This window comes from Pirellulales bacterium (genome assembly GCA_036267355.1).
GTDB lineage: Bacteria > Planctomycetota > Planctomycetia > Pirellulales > DATAWG01 > DATAWG01.
Genome location: DATAWG010000068.1, coordinates 1 through 14,973, shown reverse-complemented (window position 1 = coordinate 14,973; position 14,973 = coordinate 1). Strand labels below are relative to the sequence as shown.

The following is a 14,973-nucleotide window of genomic DNA, read 5'->3' as shown; positions in this document are numbered from 1 at the left end:
ATTGGAACTCGGCCAACTTGCGGCAGATTACGACCAACTCATCCGCATCTGCCGCGACCGCGGCGACCTCCTCGGCTTCGCCGCCGGCATGATTGCGAAGAACGCTCCCCGCTAGGCCCGAAGCGCCAGCGAGGGAGAGCGGCACAAGCCCGAAGCGTCAGCGAGGGGGCACGCCGCAAGATATCAAATCCACCGCCTCGCCATGAATTCCAATCGGCGTCGAACACAAGCCCGAAGCGTCAGCGAGGGAGCACGCCGCAAGATGTCAAATCCCCGCCCCGCCATGAATTCCAATCGGCGCCGAACACAAGCCCGAAGCGTCAGCGAGGGGGCACGCCGCGAGATGTCAAATCCATCGCCTCGCCATGAATTCCAATCGGCGCCACTCATTGGCTCGAAGCAGTTTGCGAGGATAGCGCCGATGAGCAGCGCTTCCTCGCTAACGCTTCGGGCTTGTGTCGCTCTTCCGCGCTAACGCTTCGGGCTTGTATTTGTTCGGGCAAGATTTTCGGATCGCATGGCGTTAGCCGCGGGCGATGGCGCGTTGGACGGCGGCGCCCATGTCGGCGGGGCTCTCGGCGATGATGATGCCCGCTTCTTCGAGGGCGGCCACTTTGTCGGCGGCGGTGCCCTTGCCGCCGCTGATGATCGCGCCCGCATGGCCCATGCGTTTGCCGGGGGGGGCGGTGCGGCCGGCGATGAAGGCGGCCACGGGCTTGGTGATAAAATCGGCCACGTAGTCGGCCGCTTCCTCTTCGGCGGTGCCGCCAATCTCACCGATCATTAGGATCGCTTCGGTATCGGGGTCGTCTTCGAACATCTGCAAGAGCTCGATAAACGAGGTGCCGACGATCGGATCGCCGCCCAGCCCGACGCACGTCGATTGGCCCAGCCCGAGATTCGAGAGCTGCCACACGGCTTCGTAGGTCAACGTGCCGCTGCGGCTCATCAGGCCGACGGGGCCCGGCTTATGAATGTAGCCCGGCATGATTCCGATCTTGCATTCGTCGGGCGTAATGATGCCTGGGCAATTCGGACCGATCAGGCAGCTATCCGATTGCTGCAGCACGTGGTACACCCGCGCCATGTCGAGCACTGGCACGCCTTCGGTGATGGCGACGATCACCTCGATTCCGGCGTCGATCGCTTCCAGGATGGCATCGGCCGTGAATGCCGGTGGGACAAAGATCATCGTGGCTTCGGCGCCGGTTTCTTCGACCGCTTGCTCGACGGTGTCGAACACCGGCAGGCCTTCGACCGTTTCGCCGCGCTTTCCCGGCGTGACGCCGCCGACCATCTGGGTGCCGTATTCCTTGCATCCCTTGGTATGAAATTGGCCGACGCGACCGGTGATGCCTTGGCAGATCACGCGGGTTTGCTTGTCAATGAGGATGCTCATGGGTCGATGAATGATTTAAATCTTGTTGAAGGAATGACGCGCCGAAACCGCAAGCGCGGGCGGTGCGGGGGCGGGTTGGATTGAGCGGTGATTGTTCAGTGCGATTTCGTTTAGACGGCGGTGCCGGCCGCGGCCACCACTTTCTTGGCGGCATCGGTCAGGCCGGTCGCGGAAATGATGTTCACGCCGCTCGTGGCCAATAGCTTGCGGCCTTCGTCCACTTCGGTCCCTTCCAGCCGTACCACCAGCGGCACATTGAACCCGACGGTCTTGTACGCAGCAACAACGGCCGTGGCAATCGTCGTGCAACGCATGATGCCGCCGAAAATATTTACCAGCACCGCCCGAACGCCGGCATCCGATAGTAGAATGCGAAACGCCTCGGTGACTTGTTCGACATTCGCGCCACCGCCGACATCGAGGAAATTGGCAGGCGCGCCGCCGTGCAGCTTGATCAGGTCCATCGTGCTCATCGCCAAGCCCGCGCCATTCACCAGGCAGCCGATGTTGCCCTGCAATTTCACATAACTGAGGCCGGCCTTGGCGGCCCGAACCTCGGTCGGTTCTTCTTCATCGAAATCGCGCAGCTCGGCCAGCTCGGGATGGCGGAACATCGCGTTGTCGTCGAAGCTCATTTTGGCGTCGAGCGCGAGAAGCTCGCCCGTGCCGCTGACAACCAGCGGATTGATTTCCAGCAGGCTGCAATCCTTGGCGATGAACAGCCGGCAAAGCTGCTTCAGGAATTTGTCGGCCGAGCGGCCGGCGGCTCCCAGGCCGAGCCGGGCTGCGAGTTTGCGGACCTGAAAACTCTGCAAGCCGGAATCGGGCTGAAAGGGTTCCTTGAAAATTCGATCGGGCGTATGCGCGGCAACATGCTCGATGTCCATGCCCCCTTCGCTCGACATCACCAACACCGGCCCCGCCGCCGCGCGATCGACCACCACGCCCAAATACAATTCGCGGGCAATATCGCAACCTTCTTCGATCAGCACACGGCGAACCACGTGCCCTTCCGGGCCGGTTTGCACCGTCACGAGCGGCGCGTTCAGCAATCGCGCGGCAACCGCGGCCGCATCCTCCGCCGACCGCACCAATTGCACGCCGTGTTGCTGCGGATTTGTCTTGACGGTTCCCTTGCCGCGTCCGCCGGCATGGATCTGGGCTTTCACTACCGCGAGCGGACGGTTTAGCTGCCGAAACGCCTCGGCTGCATCCTCGGCCGTCTGCGCGACTCTGCCTTGCGGCACCGCGATGCCGGCTTGGCGAAGAAGTTGCTTGGCTTGAAATTCGTGGATTTTCATGCTTACCGTGCGTTCAAAGGTCGATTCGAAGGCAGCCGGCGAGAGTTTTCCGAACCGGCCAAGCCGCAAATTATAGGGCCGCATCGCCGTGGGGGTCAATCAGCGGAGTTGCGCCGCGGACGCGTCGGACCGGAATGTCGATTGCGACACAATCGCCAAACGCAAAATACGTTCGACGGCGCGGCCGCTCCTCACTAACGTTTCGGGCTAGTGCGCACGCCTTCCGATCGAACCGTAGCCCGAAGCGCGAGCGCGCGAAGCGCCGCCAAAGGCCGAAGCCAATCTCCGACGGCGCCAAATCCGAACCGATCGCGAGCGAGGGCTGCCGCGGCACAGCGATCCACCGCCGCTTGACCCTCAACTTGGGCAGCGCTATAGTGCGATCATGCCTTCGACCTCCGGCGAACGAGCGATTCCAACGGGGCACGCCCGATTAAAACATCGGCCGAAGCCGAAAACTGCCTCCGCAGTGCGCGCCGCGCTGCGCAGCGCCGGCTGCCGATACACGGCGCAGCGAGCGGCCGTGTTGGCCTATCTCGAAACGGTCGACAATCATCCGACGGCCGACGATGTTTATTGGGCCGTCCGCGATCGCTTGCCGAGCATCAGTCTGGCCACGGTCTATAACGCGCTGGAAGCATTGGTCGCCGCCCGATTGGCCACCCGGCTGACGCACGGCGATAGCGCTGCTCGATACGATTGCCGCGGCGAAGATCATTATCACCTGCACGACACGGCCAGCGGCGAAATCCGCGACCTGCCCGCCAAATTCGATCCGCAGCTTTTGGAAAAACTCGATCCGCGGCTCGTCGAGCGCTTGGCACAGAGCGGATTTCGAGTGACCGGCTATCGGTTGGAAGTGTTGGGGCGGTTTCAAGAGCCGAGGGAACGGAGGTCGGGCGTCAGACGCCAGACGACGAAGCGACGCGCGAAACCGCACGTGCAATAAATGCCGCCGTCTGCCATCGGCAATCGCCCTGTGCCACCGCCAATCGCCCTGTGCCATCGGCAATCGCCCTGTGCCACCGGCAGCCGCCCTGTGCCATCGGCAATCGCAGTCTGCCAGTGCGAACGCCGCAAGACGTCGCATTTCTCGATTCGTCGCCGCCGTTCGGCCACCGATTGCCGCGGCGAATCTCCGAAGACCGACGCCACCCCGCAGGTCAGCACAAGCAGACTTCGCTCGCCAGTGGTCCCGGTGGATGTTCCGCAATTCGAATTATTTCTTTTCACCGATGAGCGCCTTGAGCTTTGGCCAAGGACGCGTGTTGGCGACATCGGCTTTCGTCAGCCCCGCGCGGCGGGCTTGCAAGATGCCGTAGCGCAGCACCTGCAGGCCGGCCGTGCTGTGAGCATCGCTGGAAATGACGATTGGAATGCCGTGCCGCTTGGCCGCGGCGCAGTGCAGATCGTCGAGATCCAGCCGGGCAGGATTCGAGTTCAGTTCCATGAGCTTGCCGCACCGCTTGGCCGCGGCGAACACGGCGTCGATATCGACCGCATACGGCTTGCGCCGGCCGATCAGCCGGCCGGTCGGATGGGCGATGGCCGACACATGCGGATTCTCGATCGCTCCGATGATCCGCTCGGTGATCTGCTCCGACGATTGATTCTGGCCGTAATGCACGCTGGCGACGATCCAATCGGCCTCGGCCAACACATCGTCGGGAAGGTCCAATCCGCCGCGCTCGAGAATGTCGACCTCGACTCCCTTGAGCACGCGAACGCCCGGCGAACCGCGATTGATCTCATCGATCCGGGCCCATTGTGCCCGCAGGCGATCGCCATCCAGGCCATTGGCCATCGAAACGCGCTTGGAATGATCGGTGATGGCAATATATTTCAGGCCACGATCGCGGGCGGCGGCGATCATCTCGTCGAGCGATGCCTTGCCGTCGGTGGCGGTGGTGTGCATGTGCAGGTCGCCGCGGATATCGCCCAATTCGATCAACTTCGGCAGCGGTCCCGCGGCAGCCCAAGCGAACTCGCTGCGTGCTTCGCGCATTTCGGGAGCGAAAACGGCAAGATCGAGCGTGTCGTAAACCTCTTTCTCGGTGCGCCCGGCGATGTATTCGAGTTGGGCGGCTTCTTGGGCGGCGATTTCCTTGGCGGCCGCATCGCCGCCTGCATCGTCGATGGCAACTTTGTCGGTATCGGTTTTCTCGGCGGCGGCCGATTTGTCGCCTGGCGGCAGACGAAACACGCCGTATTCGTTGATCCGCAATCCGCGCTGCTTTGCCAGCCCGCGGAGCACGATGTTGTGTTGCTTCGAGCCCGTGAAATATACCAATGCCGCGCCGAACGAATTTTTCGGAACAATGCGCAGATCGACTTGCAATCCGCTGAGCAGCCGAACCGACATTTTCGTATCTCCGCGCCCCAACACGGCGGCCACTTCCGGAAACGCGGCCAGCCGATCCATCACCGCGGCGCCATTCTCCGCATCGACGACGAAATCCAGATCGCCCACCGTTTCTCGGCCACGGCGATAGCTACCGGCCGGCTCAATCTGCCGCACGCCGCCGGCTCCCTTCAAATACTCGACGAGGGCCTGCACGATCACGTCGGCATCGGCCCAATAGATGCGTTGCACCTCGGGAGAAGCGGCGAAGCTCATCCCGGCCAGGATCGCCGCCTCCGTCTTTTCGCCAAAGCCCTTCAGATCTCGAACGCGATGCAGCTCGCACGCAGAGCGAAGTTCGTCGAGTGTTTTGATGCCAAGCTGCGAAAACAGGGCTGCTGCTTTTTTCGGCCCCAAGCCGGGAATGCGCATCAGCGCCAGCACGCTCTCCGGCACCGCCGCACGCAATTCCTCCAGCATCGGCAGTTTGCCAGTGCTCACAAGCGTTTGGATTTTCAGCGCCAGTTCGGCTCCGATTCCGTTGAAATCGGTAAGCTTGCGTGCCGGATCGACGGCGACGCGTTCGAGCGGTTCGGTCAGATCGTGCACCGTTCGGGCCGCATTGCGATAGGCGCGCACGCGGAACGAATTCGCCCCCTGGAATTCCAGCAGATCGGCGATTTCGTCCAAAGCGGCGGCGATTTCGGCATTGTGCATCGAAACACTCTCATCCATCGCGGAGCATTCGCCGAGACGATTATCGGCTTGATTATACCGCTGCTGTCGGGCGATGCCACGACGCAAACCGCCCGGCCGCGCCGCCTCAACTTCAGGCCTGCTTGTACGCGGCGAGCTGAATCCGCTCCGGCCGATTCTTGTAGAACGGATCGAGCGGAAAACAGCCGGAGATCAGGCCATTTCGCGGCGCCGTCGTGCAATCGCTGAACGTGCGGCAGAGGCGTTTGCGGGCAAGCGGCCGGCCAGCCAGCACGTCGGCCGGAAACTCGGGATACGCCAACACCATGCGGCCAATCCCAATGAAATCGGCCCCGCCAGCGCGGATCGCCCGCTCGGCCACCTGCGGCAACCATTCTTGCAAATACGAATAGCCCGACCCGATCAGCGCGAGGCGCGGATGCCGAGCCTTGAGCCACGCCGTGGCAGCGATTTGCCGCGCGACGCCCACCAGCGGGTCTTCCGGAGGTTGATAACCGTCGGAAGGCGGAAACGCGGCGGGGCGAAGCAGATGCGGATTGTAATACGGGCTTCCGGCCGATGTGCAAACCAACTCGATCCCCAGATTCTCGAACAGGGTGAATAGCTCCGACGTTTCTCGCAAATCGACCGTAAGGCCCGTCGCGGCATCGGCCCCGAAGGCATATCGGTACGGCTCGGCCACGGCCATCGGAATGCCCGTTCCGCCGCTGCCGCGCTCGAACGGTCGAAAATCGAACATGCTGACGCGCACGCCGACCTCGAGCCCCGGCGCTTCGGCGCGAATGCCGGCAACAATGTCGCGCAGAAACCGCGTGCGATTTTCCAAGCTGCCGCCATATCGGCCGGGCCGATCCACGGCCGAAAGCAGCTCATGGCCAAGATAGCTATGGCAATGTTTCACGTCGACGAACGCGAAGCCAGCTCGCTGTGCGAGCCGCGCGGCGCGAACGAAATCGTCGGCAAGCGAGGCAAGGTCGCCGTCGGAAAGCATTGGCCGATCGTCGGCAATTCCGAAGCGGCGGTCGAGGCACGGATGCCGGTATACGATCCGTGGTTCGAGGCGGCGCTTGTCGTTCGGCCGGGAAAACCGCCCGGAATGCGTCAATTGCAACCCGACGAGCAGATCGTCGGTTCGGCCGAATCGGTCTTCGTGAACGGCAACCAGTTCCTCTCGCAAGCGGTCGAAGTCCGGAAGTGTTTGTTCATTGAGGAGCAGTTGATTCGGATTGGCCCGGCCATCGTGGCGCACGGCAGCGGCTTCGCCCCCCCAAATCAATTTTGCCCCGCTGATGCCGAAATGCCGCCAACGCCGCCGAGTGAGTTCGGAGGGTCGGCCATCCGTTTCTCCATCCCACCCTTCCATCGGCAAAATGGCAAACCGATTACCGACTATGCCCGTTCGTCTTTCAAATGGCCGGCCCATTGCCAAATCGCCGGCCGCAGGCAACGGATCGGCCAGCGGCAGTTCGATTGCCAACGCGGCGACGTGCGAGCGGAACGCTTCGGCGGTTTTTAGCGCGGCGATACGAGGAAAAGACACGGGCGGTGGTTAGTGGTTAGTGGTTAGGATTTTTAATCGCTGCTCTATTTCGTGGAGGATGGCACGATCGCTGGCCGGTCGGGTCGGGCTATCGGGGTGCGTTTCGTCGCTCTTGATCCAGCCGCGTAGCTTCAAGAACATGGCCGCGGAATGTTTGTAGGCCGGTACGGGATTGCGGAACGCGAACGTGCCGAGATATTGCAACGCGTCGTTCAATGCGTAAAACGCCGCATCGCCTGCAGCCCACAGCGCGTCGCGGCGGGCGAATTCCTCCGGGGCAAATGTGCTCAGCCCCAGCAGATAATCGCTGCCATACATGACCATGTCGATCGCCAAGTCGTTTCCGGTGAGGACTTGAAAATCGGGGCGAACCGCGTCGCGCAAGGCCAGCCGCCGCCATTCCAAATCGCGCCGCAGCGACGAATGCTTCGCTCCCACGCATTGCTCGATGCTCATTAACTCTCGATATACTTCGAGCGAATAAATCTTGCCGAACGGCGCGAACATCGTGCCCAACTCGAACGCGATGAATCGCTCCACCGTCTTGGCCAACTCCGCATACGCCGCCACGATCCCAACTTCGCTGCGCTCGGTCAGCCCATACGATTGAAACACGACCGGCCCGCCCCCGTGGGCGACGATCGGATCGATTGCCCGCAGATAGGCGTCGCGATCGAACGGACTTCCCGGCGAATCGGCGACAAACGCCCCGGCCAGGAAAGGCCGCCGCCCGACTGCGAGCCGCGTTTGCCGTAACACTTCGATCCGTGTGGCCTGATCGAGAAGGCCGACATAGCCCGTGTCCATATTCACGGCCGGGATCAAACCGGCATCAGCCGTTCGGCAGAGATGGGCAGTGAATCCGGCCCAATCGATCCGGCGATCGGCCATCGGCAAAAGCACGGCCGACATCCCGACGATCCGTCGCCGCGGCCGCAGCATGGCAATCGGCTCGATCGACGCCGATGAATCGCTCACGATGGGAGCCTCGCAAGGCAGTATGCCGACCCGGCGGTTCTCGGAGCCGCGCGCGGATCGTCCGAAACAGTCCGAAGAAAGCGATACGCCTGGCAGGATTCGAACCTGCGACCTGCGGTTTAGGAAACCGCTGCTCTATCCCCTGAGCTACAGGCGCGATTGATACTAGTTTTCTCGGACTTTGTTGACATTTCGTTGTGCCGTTTGTATTCTATCGTACACCCGTCTAGTACACCCGGCACAAGCGAACACCCGAGGGACAAGGCAATGTCAAAAATAGCCGTGCGGTCCGATGCCAGCAAGGCGGGCGCCCCGGCGAAGCCCCGCAAAGACTTCCCGCTCTTTCCTCACGCCCGCGGCTACTGGGCCAAAAAAGTGAAGGGGAAGATGGTCTACTTCGGCAAGATTGCCGACGATCCCAAAGGCAAAGCGGCGCTAGCGGCATGGCTTCAGGATAAGGATGGGTTGCTCGCGGACAAGCCGGTCCGCAGTAGCCGCGGTTTGACCATCGAAGACCTTTGCGACCATTTCTTGACCGCCAAGGAAAAGCTGATTGCCAGCGGCGAACTCACCCGCCGCACCTACGACGAATATCACGCGACCGGCGATCGGCTGATAAAGGCATTCGGCGCGACGACCGGGGTGTACGAATTACACCCGGAAGACTTTGACAAGCTCCGGGCGAGCATCGCCAAACAATGGGGGCCGGTCCGACTCGGCAACGAAATCCAGCGCGTGCGGACCATCTTCAGGTTTGGGCTAGAGGCCGACTTGATCGACCGCCCGGTCAAATTGGGTCCATCGTTCAAGAAGCCCAACCGCAAAGTCATGCGCAAGGCGCGAGCGGCGAAGGGGCCGAAGATGATCGAGGCCGCGCACCTACGCAAGCTGATCGACGCGGCCGGGATTCCCATGAAGGCTTTCATCCTGCTCGCGCTCAATGCCGGACTCGGCAATAATGACGTGGGCAGAATGCCGCTACCGTCCGCCGCTGATCTCGCCCGCGGTTGGATCGTTTATCCGCGGCCGAAAACTGGCGTCGAGAGAAAATTCCCGCTCTGGCCGGAAACGCTCGAAGCGGTCAAGGCTGCCATCAAGGCGAGGCCGACACCAAAGACGGAAGAGGCCAAGGGGCTGGCGTTCGTCACAAAATACGGCGGAAGCTGGGCGAAGGAAACGACCGACAATCCAGTATCGAAGGAATTCCGCAAGCTGCTCGACGAGCATAATCTGCATCGGCCCGGCTTGGGTTTTTACAGCTTGCGGCACATCTTTGCGACGATCGGCGGCGAGTCTCGCGACCAGTCGGCCGTCAGTTCGATCATGGGCCATATCGACGAATCAATGGCAGGCGTCTACCGCGAATCAATCAGCGATGCGCGATTGCAGGCCGTGGTCGATCATGTTCACGGTTGGCTTTTTCCGCCTTGACAAGCAAAAACCGGTCACTACACTTATCTGCGGGTGAAGAACATGCGCCCACAAAATTTATATCAGAAGGCGCTGCTGCCCCGAATTGTCTAAACGGTTCGGGCGGCGGCCCGCTGTGCTCAATGCCGCTGGTCTAAACCTCGGCACGAAGGCGCGGACTTCGACTAAGAGGACTTTTTTAGTCCCTGGCCGATGTCCGCGCTTTTTTTGTTGCGCTCGTCCGGCTGGGGCGGGAGCAATTGGCAGTGTCGATCGCAATTTCCGAGCGGAAGAAGGCCGTCCCCGAGGGGAAGGCAGAGCGGATCGCAAAACGGCAGAAGCTCACACCGCCGCAAATGGCTGCGGAGTACGGCGTCGATCCGAACAAGGTTATCGGTTGGATCGTGGGCGGCGAACTGCGCGCTATCAATGCCGCCGCCAATCTGGGCGGCCGTCCGCGGTATCTGATCGACCGCGCCGACATTGAGGCATTCGAGTCGAATCGCGCCGTCGCCCAACCGGCTGCTGCGCCACGGCGCAAGAGAAGCAATCTGTCGGCCGGGCTCGTGCGCCATTTTCGTGGCGATTCCGAATAGCGACCACACCCAACGAAAAACGCCCCGTTGCTTGCTGGCGTGGGGCGCTTTCGTGATTCGATACCGACCGGAGAAAAACATGTTACCACGATCGAAACGCAAAGGCAAGTTTAGCCGAGATCGACTAAATTTCCCGCCGGCCGAAACTGTCGGCTATCTTGAGCGCGACGCCCAGCGATTGAGGCGCGAGCGACTTCAACGCATGGCGGAAGAGAACCGTCAGCAATTGCCAGCGTGGCATTTTCTCCCACCGTGGGAAGCCGAGCGGCACATTGAAGGCAAGCATCAGCGCGACCTCTTTTCGGAGGCCGCACGATGACACGCTCCATTATTCCCGCCGAACTCGCGGCTGAATCCGTTGTCGCCATCATCGACACCCGCGAGCAATTGCCGGTTGACCTGGCACCGCTTCAAGTCGAGCCGGGCACGCTGACGACCGGCGATTATTCGGTTCGCGGGTTGGAACCAGTTGTCGCCATCGAACGCAAGTCGCTATCTGATTTGCTCAGCTGCATCGGCCAAGAGCGCGAACGGTTCGACCGCGAAGTGTTGCGACTGCTGGCCTATCCAACGCGGGCGATTGTCATCGAAGCGACTTGGCCGGAAATCGAGGCCGGCCAGTGGCGAAGCAAGATCACGCCCACGGCCGCGATCGGCTCTTGCATCGGTTGGATAGCGATGGGCTTGCCAATCATCATGGCCGGCGACCACCAACGGGCCGGCCGCTACATCGCCAAGTTGCTCTACACCGCAGCCCGGCGTCGATGGCGCGAAGCTCGCGGGCTTGTTATCGGCGCGATGGCCGATGGAGGTCAAGCCGATGAATAACGAAATCGCGGCGGCACTTTTCACCGTCAAGCAACATGGGCGGCTGAACGATTTGGAGGACCGAATCGCGGCGGAATGGTCCGATGCGCGCGAGCGAAAGAACACTCGCACCATCGGCGGATCGGCCGCATTGGCATGCGGGCTACACCGGTTTCTGAAACTCACTCGCGAGCAAGCCGACGAAGCGGCAGAGCGGTTTTTCAATCCCAGCTATACGGACGTGGCGACGGATGTACTGCTCGCACTGGCAAAGGAAATCTCCGCACCGCGAGCACCGGCTCGTCCGTCGCGATGCCCGCCGACGGAGGAGCTTTTAAAACCCTGGAATCCGCACGACGGCGGATTAAGCCCGGAGGAACTGACTCTATCCGCGCGGCCCGAAGGCGACCCGGAAAAAATCCCGCCAGCAATTCGACGGGCAACGCAACACGCGATTCAACACCGGGTCAAGGCACGGAGGACCGGCCGATGAAACAAGTCGTTTTCAACGTGGCGCCGGCGAACGGCAAAGCCAGCCGGCTCGTTATCGCGTCCGATGCGGCCGGCAATGAAGTGCACCGCGATGCGATCAACCCCGACAAGGCCAGCGACCGGGAGCGATTTTTGCGCGGGCTCGGCATGATCGACGCGGAGCAAGCCAAGGTGCTCTCGCTGCAGCTCGTCCAAACGACCGACCAGGTTGACGCGGAAGCCGAAAGGGCAGCGGACGAGGCGGCGGAAGCCGAATATACCATCGCGGAGCAAGGCGACAGGCCAAGGCGTCGGCGCAAACCGCCAATTCCACTGGTGGCGGCCGGGCAGATTCCACCGATTCGGCAGAGCGACGGACAAACCGACCTGAGCAACGGCCGGCGATTCATCCGCATGTTTGGCGAAGACGTTCGGTATGTCGCGGCGTGGCGAAAATGGCTCGTCTTCGATGGTAAGCGATGGGCGATTGACGAAGGCACGCGCATTGAGGCGTTGGCCAAGCAATGTGCCGATGCAATCTGGAAAGTGGCCGCTGCCGAATTGGAGCAATGCGATTACGGGATGCAAGAGGCCATCTTGCGGTTCGCGAAATACAGCGCGAGCAATCGCGGCATCCTGGCCATGCTTTTGATGGCACGCTCCGAACCGGGAATCGCGGTCGAGGTTAAAGAACTCAACGCGAACGGCTGGCTGTTCAACGTCTGCAATGGCACGCTCGATTTGCAAACCCAACGGCTGCGATCGCACCGGCGCGAAGATCTGATAACCAAGCTATGCCCGACGATTTTTGACCCGTCTGCGGATTGCAAATTATGGCTTTCCGGGTTGTCAAAAATCAGCAACGGCCGCAAGTCGATCGAGGGATTTCTGCGACGGCTGGCCGGATATTCATTGACCGGCGTCGTCCGCGATCACGTGTTGGCATTCCTTTTTGGCAGCGGCGCTAATGGAAAATCGACATTCCTGAACGCCATGCTTTCGACGATGGGCACCGACTATGCAACGAAGCTCTCGGCCGAAGTGTTGATGCAAAAGGATGGCGCATCGCATCCGACCGGGTTGACTGATTTGTACGGCATGCGGCTCGCCGTCGTCATTGAAACCGAGGAGGGCAAGCGGCTGGCCGAATCGATGGCAAAGGAACTTTCCGGCGGCGATGCGATCCGGGCTCGGCGGATGCGCGAGAACTTTTGGGAGTTTCAGCCGACGCATAAATTGTGGTTTGGAACGAACCATCGACCAATCATTAAAGGCACCGACCATGCCATTTGGCGGCGCATCAAGATGATTCCCTTCGACGCTGTTATCAGCGATTCGGAAGCCGTCACCGATATGTGCGAGCGGCTTCAGACCGAGGCGTCTGGCATCCTTAATTGGATGCTTTTAGGGTGCGGCGAGTGGCAAGCAGACGGGCTCGGCGAACCGTCCGAAGTGACCGAAGCCACCGGCGGATACCGCTCTGAAATGGACAGCATTGGGGCATTTTTGAGGGATTGCTGCCATCTTACCCAAATAGCCACATGCCGTGCGAGCACACTTTATGCGGCCTATGTCGAGTGGGCCAAAGCAGCCGGCGAACATCCAATTAGCGGCCGCCGTTTCGGTATGTCTATGACAGAGCGCGGCTTAGAACGATTCACAAGCAACGGACCTATCTATCGCGGTATTGGACTACTCGCGGATGGAACGGATTGAACGGATGGAACTTCCGGGTTCACGCCTTATGCGCGCACGGGAGAGAGTTATGCGGAAATCAACATCCGTTCCATCCGTTGCATCCGTTGACGAAAAACCACGGCGAAGCCCGCGAGAGCGCAGACGCATGACGACCGCCATGACCAACAGCCGGCAGCGGAGCGATAGGCAGGGGGGGGCAATTTTGTGGCGCTGAGGCCCTCGGCGGACCGTTCCCCAGCCGAACGCATTTGAGCGTTGCCCCAAACAGCCTGTTAGCGACCGGCGACCATTTTTCACCCCAAGGAACTGAGGCGATCCATGAATGCCATGCCGAAAACCGCTCGTCCCAAATCGCCTGCCGTGCTGGAAAAGGCCGGCAAAGCGTTCTGGCGGGCCGTGAATGACGAGTTTTCGATTGAGTCAGACCACCAGCTACGGCTTTTGGAACATGCCGCCCGCATGCTCGACTTGGCGGCGGCCGCTCGTGAGATCATCGCCCGCGATGGCTTGCTCGTGCCCGGCAAGACCGGCGCGACGCGAGAGAATCCCGCCGCGGCGTCTGAGCGGCAGAGTATGAACGCTTTTCGATTGACCGTCCGCGAGTTGGGGCTCGACATTGAACCGCCGGCCGAGCATCGCGGACCCCGGCGGCCTGGAACAAGGAACTAAACGCCATGCCCAAGATCAATCGACGCCACGTTGCCCGTCGTGAGTGGACCGCCGACCACAAGGATTTTCTCCGCTACGGGCTCGACGTGTTTCGCTGTGTGTGGGGGCGCGAGCCGAAAGGCGGCTGGCCGGCCGATATGCTCGACGAAATGCGGCTGGCGTGGGAACACTTCCGCGATGAACTGTTGGCCGAGCATGCAGACAAGCTCGGACGACCTTGGGCGTGGTGGAAGTTTGAAGCCGACGAAAAGTTGCTGACATTCTGGGACGAGTCAACCGCCGACATGAACGACGTGCGCGAAGCGGAAGCACTCGACCGGGGCGGCTTGCTTTCACCGGCGGCATTGGAGAAGGCGGCGAGCGATCGGCAAGCGATTGCCGGGCTCGAAAACGAATCATGGCCGCGTGTCTTTCGTCGCTCGTGGCATTGGTGGCGATTCGTTTCTCCCGAGCTGCGCGACTATTGCAAGCCCGAGGCAGTCCAGCTTGTGGAAGTCGAGCGGCGCGGCGGCGAAGTGTTGAACGCACGGGAAAAGGCGATCGCCGAAACCAAAGCGGACCCGATGGCCGAACAGGCTGCGGCGTTCAACGTCACCCGCGTTTTCTTGTCGTCCGCGGAAGTCGAGGTATTGGGATTGCCCGAGTCGTTCATTGAACCGATCGATCAGGACGACGACGAATGAACCGCAGTCGGCAGGATGCCGAACAATTCGCGCGACCGCGGGAATTGCCATGCATCCGCGCGATCCGTCCGCGATGCAGCGATTGCGGCAGTGCATCGCATCGGACCCGCCGCAGCGTCCGGCTCGACGAGGAGACTTCGCGGCAATGGGTGACTTGCCGCGGCTGCGGAAAAAACTTTTCGATTTTATGGGAGTGACCGCTACTTTTTAGCGTCAAGGATTTGGCTCTTCCGTTTCTGAGTGCCTGACGCGGCGGAACCGGGCTTGCTCGGCTGCTTAGGATTAGATGCGGGTCGGGGCATTCCGGTCAAGCAGCCCTACAAGGTGCGTTATGAACAGCGTTGCCGTGGAAGTCGAAGTCGA

The 14,973-nt window shown here is 61.3% G+C and carries 14 protein-coding genes and 1 tRNA gene; 8 read left to right on the top strand and 7 right to left on the bottom strand.

Features of this window, described 5'->3' with window-relative positions; translation table 11 throughout:
- Positions 1–523 precede the first annotated feature (523 nt).
- Both sucD and sucC read right to left on the bottom strand, forming a co-directional pair.
- On the bottom strand, positions 524–1,399 hold the full coding sequence (gene sucD, locus VHX65_10515; GenBank protein HEX3998973.1) for a succinate--CoA ligase subunit alpha: 876 nt from the start codon (positions 1,397–1,399) through the stop codon (positions 524–526).
- A gap of 110 nt (positions 1,400–1,509) precedes the next feature.
- Positions 1,510–2,700 (bottom strand): ADP-forming succinate--CoA ligase subunit beta, encoded by a 1,191-nt coding sequence (sucC, locus tag VHX65_10510; GenBank protein ID HEX3998972.1) that lies wholly within the window; start codon positions 2,698–2,700, stop codon positions 1,510–1,512.
- A gap of 385 nt (positions 2,701–3,085) precedes the next feature.
- On the opposite strand from sucC, the gene VHX65_10505 reads away from it, so the two are divergent.
- Entirely contained in the window at positions 3,086–3,649 is a 564-nt protein-coding gene (locus VHX65_10505; protein ID HEX3998971.1) for a transcriptional repressor, read from the top strand.
- 270 nt (positions 3,650–3,919) lie between these two features.
- On the opposite strand, the gene VHX65_10500 is transcribed toward VHX65_10505, so the two are convergent.
- From VHX65_10500 to VHX65_10485, 4 genes are all read right to left on the bottom strand, one after another.
- A complete protein-coding gene (locus VHX65_10500; protein HEX3998970.1) occupies positions 3,920–5,758 on the bottom strand; it encodes a helix-hairpin-helix domain-containing protein in 1,839 nt (612 codons plus the stop codon).
- A gap of 112 nt (positions 5,759–5,870) precedes the next feature.
- Positions 5,871–7,298 (bottom strand): NADH:flavin oxidoreductase, encoded by a 1,428-nt coding sequence (locus VHX65_10495; GenBank protein ID HEX3998969.1) that lies wholly within the window; start codon positions 7,296–7,298, stop codon positions 5,871–5,873.
- A 9-nt stretch (positions 7,299–7,307) separates the two neighbouring features.
- Positions 7,308–8,276 carry a dihydrodipicolinate synthase family protein gene (locus VHX65_10490; GenBank protein HEX3998968.1) on the bottom strand — a complete coding sequence of 323 codons (969 nt, stop codon included), beginning with the start codon at positions 8,274–8,276 and terminating at the stop codon, positions 7,308–7,310.
- Positions 8,277–8,360: 84 nt separating this feature from the next.
- Positions 8,361–8,433, bottom strand: a tRNA-Arg gene (locus tag VHX65_10485).
- A 110-nt stretch (positions 8,434–8,543) separates the two neighbouring features.
- Here VHX65_10485 and VHX65_10480 point away from each other — a divergent pair.
- Together VHX65_10480 and VHX65_10475 are read left to right on the top strand one after the other, a co-directional pair.
- On the top strand, positions 8,544–9,707 hold the full coding sequence (locus VHX65_10480; protein HEX3998967.1) for a tyrosine-type recombinase/integrase: 1,164 nt from the start codon (positions 8,544–8,546) through the stop codon (positions 9,705–9,707).
- Between the two features lie 245 nt (positions 9,708–9,952).
- Positions 9,953–10,282, top strand: coding sequence for a helix-turn-helix domain-containing protein (locus tag VHX65_10475; GenBank protein ID HEX3998966.1), 330 nt, complete (start codon positions 9,953–9,955; stop codon positions 10,280–10,282).
- 124 nt (positions 10,283–10,406) lie between these two features.
- Here VHX65_10475 and VHX65_10470 read toward each other — a convergent pair whose 3' ends face one another.
- The gene (locus VHX65_10470; protein HEX3998965.1) at positions 10,407–10,568 is read right to left on the bottom strand and encodes a hypothetical protein; all 162 of its coding nucleotides are present in this window, start codon (positions 10,566–10,568) and stop codon (positions 10,407–10,409) included.
- A 29-nt stretch (positions 10,569–10,597) separates the two neighbouring features.
- Between VHX65_10470 and VHX65_10465 the strand changes: the two genes are divergently transcribed.
- From VHX65_10465 to VHX65_10445, 5 genes are all read left to right on the top strand, one after another.
- Positions 10,598–11,110, top strand: coding sequence for an ERCC4 domain-containing protein (locus VHX65_10465; GenBank protein HEX3998964.1), 513 nt, complete (start codon positions 10,598–10,600; stop codon positions 11,108–11,110).
- Positions 11,103–11,582 carry a hypothetical protein gene (locus VHX65_10460; protein ID HEX3998963.1) on the top strand — a complete coding sequence of 160 codons (480 nt, stop codon included), beginning with the start codon at positions 11,103–11,105 and terminating at the stop codon, positions 11,580–11,582. Before VHX65_10465 ends, VHX65_10460 begins: the two co-directional genes overlap by 8 nt.
- Positions 11,579–13,276 carry a phage/plasmid primase, P4 family gene (locus VHX65_10455; GenBank protein HEX3998962.1) on the top strand — a complete coding sequence of 566 codons (1,698 nt, stop codon included), beginning with the start codon at positions 11,579–11,581 and terminating at the stop codon, positions 13,274–13,276. The genes VHX65_10460 and VHX65_10455 overlap by 4 nt, the downstream gene beginning before the upstream one ends.
- A gap of 300 nt (positions 13,277–13,576) precedes the next feature.
- Positions 13,577–13,927 carry a hypothetical protein gene (locus VHX65_10450; GenBank protein ID HEX3998961.1) on the top strand — a complete coding sequence of 117 codons (351 nt, stop codon included), beginning with the start codon at positions 13,577–13,579 and terminating at the stop codon, positions 13,925–13,927.
- 5 nt (positions 13,928–13,932) lie between these two features.
- Positions 13,933–14,610 carry a hypothetical protein gene (locus VHX65_10445; protein ID HEX3998960.1) on the top strand — a complete coding sequence of 226 codons (678 nt, stop codon included), beginning with the start codon at positions 13,933–13,935 and terminating at the stop codon, positions 14,608–14,610.
- The last annotated feature ends 363 nt before the right edge of the window (positions 14,611–14,973 follow it).

Excerpts from the sequence above, each read along its gene's own strand:
- sucD (HEX3998973.1), bottom strand. The coding sequence starts at position 1,399 with ATGAGCATCCTCATTGACAAGCAAACCCGCGTGATCTGCCAAGGCATC.
- sucC (HEX3998972.1), bottom strand. The coding sequence starts at position 2,700 with ATGAAAATCCACGAATTTCAAGCCAAGCAACTTCTTCGCCAAGCCGGC.
- VHX65_10505 (HEX3998971.1), top strand. The coding sequence starts at position 3,086 with ATGCCTTCGACCTCCGGCGAACGAGCGATTCCAACGGGGCACGCCCGA.
- VHX65_10500 (HEX3998970.1), bottom strand. The coding sequence starts at position 5,758 with ATGCACAATGCCGAAATCGCCGCCGCTTTGGACGAAATCGCCGATCTG.
- VHX65_10480 (HEX3998967.1), top strand. The coding sequence starts at position 8,544 with ATGTCAAAAATAGCCGTGCGGTCCGATGCCAGCAAGGCGGGCGCCCCG.
- VHX65_10470 (HEX3998965.1), bottom strand. The coding sequence starts at position 10,568 with ATGCTTGCCTTCAATGTGCCGCTCGGCTTCCCACGGTGGGAGAAAATG.
- VHX65_10465 (HEX3998964.1), top strand. The coding sequence starts at position 10,598 with ATGACACGCTCCATTATTCCCGCCGAACTCGCGGCTGAATCCGTTGTC.
- VHX65_10460 (HEX3998963.1), top strand. The coding sequence starts at position 11,103 with ATGAATAACGAAATCGCGGCGGCACTTTTCACCGTCAAGCAACATGGG.
- VHX65_10455 (HEX3998962.1), top strand. The coding sequence starts at position 11,579 with ATGAAACAAGTCGTTTTCAACGTGGCGCCGGCGAACGGCAAAGCCAGC.
- VHX65_10450 (HEX3998961.1), top strand. The coding sequence starts at position 13,577 with ATGAATGCCATGCCGAAAACCGCTCGTCCCAAATCGCCTGCCGTGCTG.
- VHX65_10445 (HEX3998960.1), top strand. The coding sequence starts at position 13,933 with ATGCCCAAGATCAATCGACGCCACGTTGCCCGTCGTGAGTGGACCGCC.